This window comes from Sulfitobacter sp. HI0129 (genome assembly GCF_001635395.1).
Taxonomy (GTDB): domain Bacteria; phylum Pseudomonadota; class Alphaproteobacteria; order Rhodobacterales; family Rhodobacteraceae; genus Sulfitobacter.
The window spans coordinates 1-3,834 of sequence record NZ_LWGH01000322.1 but is presented as its reverse complement, the minus strand read 5'-3'; the positions used below and the strand labels follow the sequence as shown (position 1 = coordinate 3,834).

General features: G+C 65.2%; 2 protein-coding genes. Both read left to right on the top strand.

Translation table 11 applies throughout. The annotated features are described in order from the left end of the window. The first annotated feature begins 60 nt into the window (after positions 1-60). Positions 61-2,931, top strand: coding sequence for an FAD-binding and (Fe-S)-binding domain-containing protein (locus A3764_RS07740; RefSeq protein ID WP_236628129.1), 2,871 nt, complete (start codon positions 61-63; stop codon positions 2,929-2,931). A gap of 9 nt (positions 2,932-2,940) precedes the next feature. Further along, positions 2,941-3,633 (top strand): GntR family transcriptional regulator, encoded by a 693-nt coding sequence (locus A3764_RS07735; protein WP_067923567.1) that lies wholly within the window; start codon positions 2,941-2,943, stop codon positions 3,631-3,633. Positions 3,634-3,834: the final 201 nt, after the last annotated feature.

Sequence of the window (3,834 nt, the reverse complement as noted above, 5' to 3'; positions counted from 1 at the left end):
GAGGCTCGAGATTTCCAAGAAAGAGCGTCAGCCGGTAGGCCGCTGCCTCTTGGCCAGCGGGTGTCCGGCGACCTTCTGTTCGATGACTTTTCCCGGGGCCGCTACGCGACCGACGCATCGCTCTACCAGATGATGCCGCTCGGCGTTCTGTCCCCGAAGGACGAAGAGGACGTACAGGCCGCCATCGAGGTCGCGGCGGCACAGGGGGTTCCGATCCTCGCCCGCGGCGGCGGCACCTCCCAGTGCGGGCAGACGGTGAACACCGCGCTGGTGCTGGATAACACCCAGTATTTCAACGGCATCCTCGAACTCGACGTGGAAAACCGGCGCTGCGTCGTCCGGCCCGGCATCGTGCTGGATGAGCTGAACCGCGCGCTGAAACCCCATGGCCTGTGGTTCCCCGTCGATGTCTCCACCGCGTCGCGGGCCACCATCGGCGGCATGGCGGGCAACAATTCCTGCGGCGGCAAATCCCTGCGCTACGGCACCATGCGCGACAATGTCCTGTCCATCGACGCGATGCTCGCCGACGGCAGCAAACATCACTTCGGCCCGGTCCCGAACGAGGGCGCCCCACCGGATCACGCGGCCCTCGTCCGGGACATGCTGGCGCTCGGCAGCCGCGAGGCGGCAGAGATCGACGCGCGGTTCCCCAAGGTGATGCGGCGCGTGGGCGGCTATAACATCGACGCGCTGGTGCCGCGCAACACGCCCAACAACATGGCGCATCTGCTGGTCGGCTCCGAAGGCACCCTCGCCTATTCCACCGCGATCGAACTGAAGCTGTCGCCGCTGATCCCCGAAAAGGTGCTGGGCGTCTGCCACTTCGCCTCTTTCCACGCGGCGATGGACGCGACGCAGCATCTCGTCACGCTGAACCCGCAGGGGGTGGAGCTTGTCGATGCCACGATGATCGCCCTCGCCCGCGACATCCCGATGTTCCGCCAGACGATTCAGGAATTCGTCACCGGGGAGCCGGAGGCGCTGCTGCTCGTGGAATTCGCAGAGGAAGACCCCGCGAATCATCCCGCCAAGCTGCGCGCACTAGAGGAGCTGATGGGCGAGCTGGGCTTTTCATGGCGCAACGACGGGGCGAAATGGGGTGGCGTGACCCCGGTGACCGACCCAAAGCTGCAGGCCCGCATCGCGGAGCTGCGCAGCGCCGGGCTCAACATCATGATGTCGATGAAGGACGACGGCAAACCCGTCTCCTTCGTCGAGGATTGCGCCGTCCAACTGCCCGATCTGGCGGAGTATACCGCCGGCCTGACCGAGATTTTCGAACGGCACGGGACCCGTGGAACGTGGTATGCCCATGCCTCCGTCGGCTGTTTGCATGTCCGGCCTGTCCTGAACCTCAAGCAGGACAAGGACGTCGCCACCATGCGCGCCATCGCCGAGGAATGTTTCGAGCTTGTCTCGCGCTACAAGGGGTCGCATTCGGGCGAACACGGCGACGGCATCGTGCGGTCGGAATTCCACGAACGGATGTTCGGCCCCCGTATGGTCGCCAATTTCAAAGAGGTGAAGCAGCGATTCGATCCCGAGGGGCTGTTCAACCCCGGCAAGATCGTCGATCCGCCAAAGATGGATGACCGGCGGCTGTTCCGCTACGGCCCCGACTATGGCGCGCCCGAGTTTTCCACCGAACTCGACTGGTCCGACTGGACCGGCAGCGGCGGTGGATTTCAGGGCGCCGTGGAAATGTGCAACAATAACGGGGCCTGCCGCAAGCTCAAGGGCGGCGTGATGTGCCCCTCCTTCCGGGTGACGCGCAAGGAACAGGACCTGACGCGGGGCCGCGCCAACAGCCTGCGCCTGGCGATCACCGGCCAGCTTGGCCCCGATGCGCTCACCTCCGACGAGATGGCGGAAACGATGAAGCTTTGCGTGTCCTGCAAGGGCTGCAAACGCGAATGCCCCACCGGCGTCGACATGGCGCGCATGAAGATCGAGGTTCAGGCCGCACGGGTCGCCCGGCACGGGATCAGCTTTCACGACAGGCTTGTGGGCTACCTGCCCCGCTATGCGCCGTTTCTCTCCCGCCTGCCCTTCCTGGCCAACCTGCGCAACACCCTGCCCGGCCTTGCCGCGCTGACCGAACGCCTCAGCGGGTTTACCGCCACGCGCGACCTGCCGGAATGGAGCAGCCGCCCCTTCCGCGACCCCAAGGCCGCGCCCCGGACGGATGCGCAGGCCGTGGTTTTCGCCGATTGCTTCAACCGCTATTTCGAGCCTGAAAACCTGCGCGCCACCCAGAACGTGCTGGACGCGGCAGAGACCCCCTATGACATCGCGACGCCCCCTAAGGGCGAACGCCCGCTGTGTTGCGGGCGCACGTTCCTGTCCGCCGGTCTTGTCGACGAAGCGCGGACGGAGGCGCGGCGGCTGGTCGATGCGCTCTTGCCCTATGCCCGCCGCGGCGTTCCGATCATCGGGTTGGAACCCAGTTGCCTGCTGACCCTGCGCGATGAAATACCCGCGCTGCTGCCGGGCGAAGAGGCGAAACGCCTCTCCGAACAGGCCCGCATGCTGGAGGAATATATCGCGGAACGCGCCGAGGAGCCCGGTTTCAACCTTCCGCTCACGTCCCCTGCCCCGCGTGTATTGCTGCATGGGCATTGCCACCAGAAGGCGATGGGCGTGATGTCGAGCATCGAAAAGACGCTGGCGCTGCTGCCCGATACGCAGGTCGACACGGTGGAGACGAGCTGCTGCGGGATGGCCGGTGCTTTCGGCTACGGAAAGGACACGCATGAGGTGTCGCGCAGGATGGCGGAGCTTGATCTCGCCCCGGCGGTCAGGGCCGCGCAACCCGATACGCTGATCGTCGCGGATGGAACATCCTGCCGCCATCAGGTGGCTGACCTGACGGAGAGGCGGCCCATCCACGTGGCACGACTTCTTGAAATGGCATTGGACCGCGGGTAGGAGACTTCGATGGATGACGCCACCACACCCCCGAAGATCTCGCGCAAGTCCCTGCATGCCGAGCTGGTCGATCGTTTGCAGCCCCTGTTCATCGGCGGCGAACTGGTCCCGGGGACGAAGGTGCCGGAAAAGGCGCTCTGCGCGCGGTTCGGTGTGTCGCGCACGCCCCTGAGGGAAGCGCTGAAGGTGCTGGCCTCCGACGGGCTGGTGCGGTTGGAGCCGAACCGGGGCGCATGGGTGACGCCCGTGACCGTCGGTGAGGTCGAAGAGGTCTTTCCCGTTCTGGGCGCGCTGGAGGCGCTGTCGGGTGAACTGGCCTGCCAGAGCATCACCGACGAAGAAATCGAAGCGGTCGCAGCATTGCATGAACAGATGATGCAGAGCTATGCGGACCGGGATCTGGATGCCTATTTCGCCGTTAACCAGCAGATCCACAGCGCGATCCTGATGGCGGCGCGGAACAACACGCTCACCACCTCCTGTCAGGCGCTGTCGCTTCGGATGCAACGTGCGCGCTATCTGGCCAACATGACGGAGGGGCGCTGGTTCGCCGCCGTGCAGGAGCATGAGATGATCATGAAACATCTCGCGGCCCGGGACGGCAAGGCGCTGGCGCAAACCCTGCGGGACCATATGATGGCCAAGCGCAATTCGGTGATCCAGTGGCTCGAAAGTCAGGAGACGGACGCGGAGCCTGCCTGAGGTGCCGATTGCCTCTCGCTTCGAGCGTGGGGCGGGGCAGGGGCGAAGTTGACGGCTGTCAACTGACCCCCGCCACCCCATGACAGAGTTGACAGCCGTCAACTTCGCCCCTGCCCCCATTTCTCAGCTTAACCCGTTTGCCGGTTGCTGCGCCTCAATCAGCGCCATGCTCATGGGCCTCGGGGAATAGCTGCCTTTTGC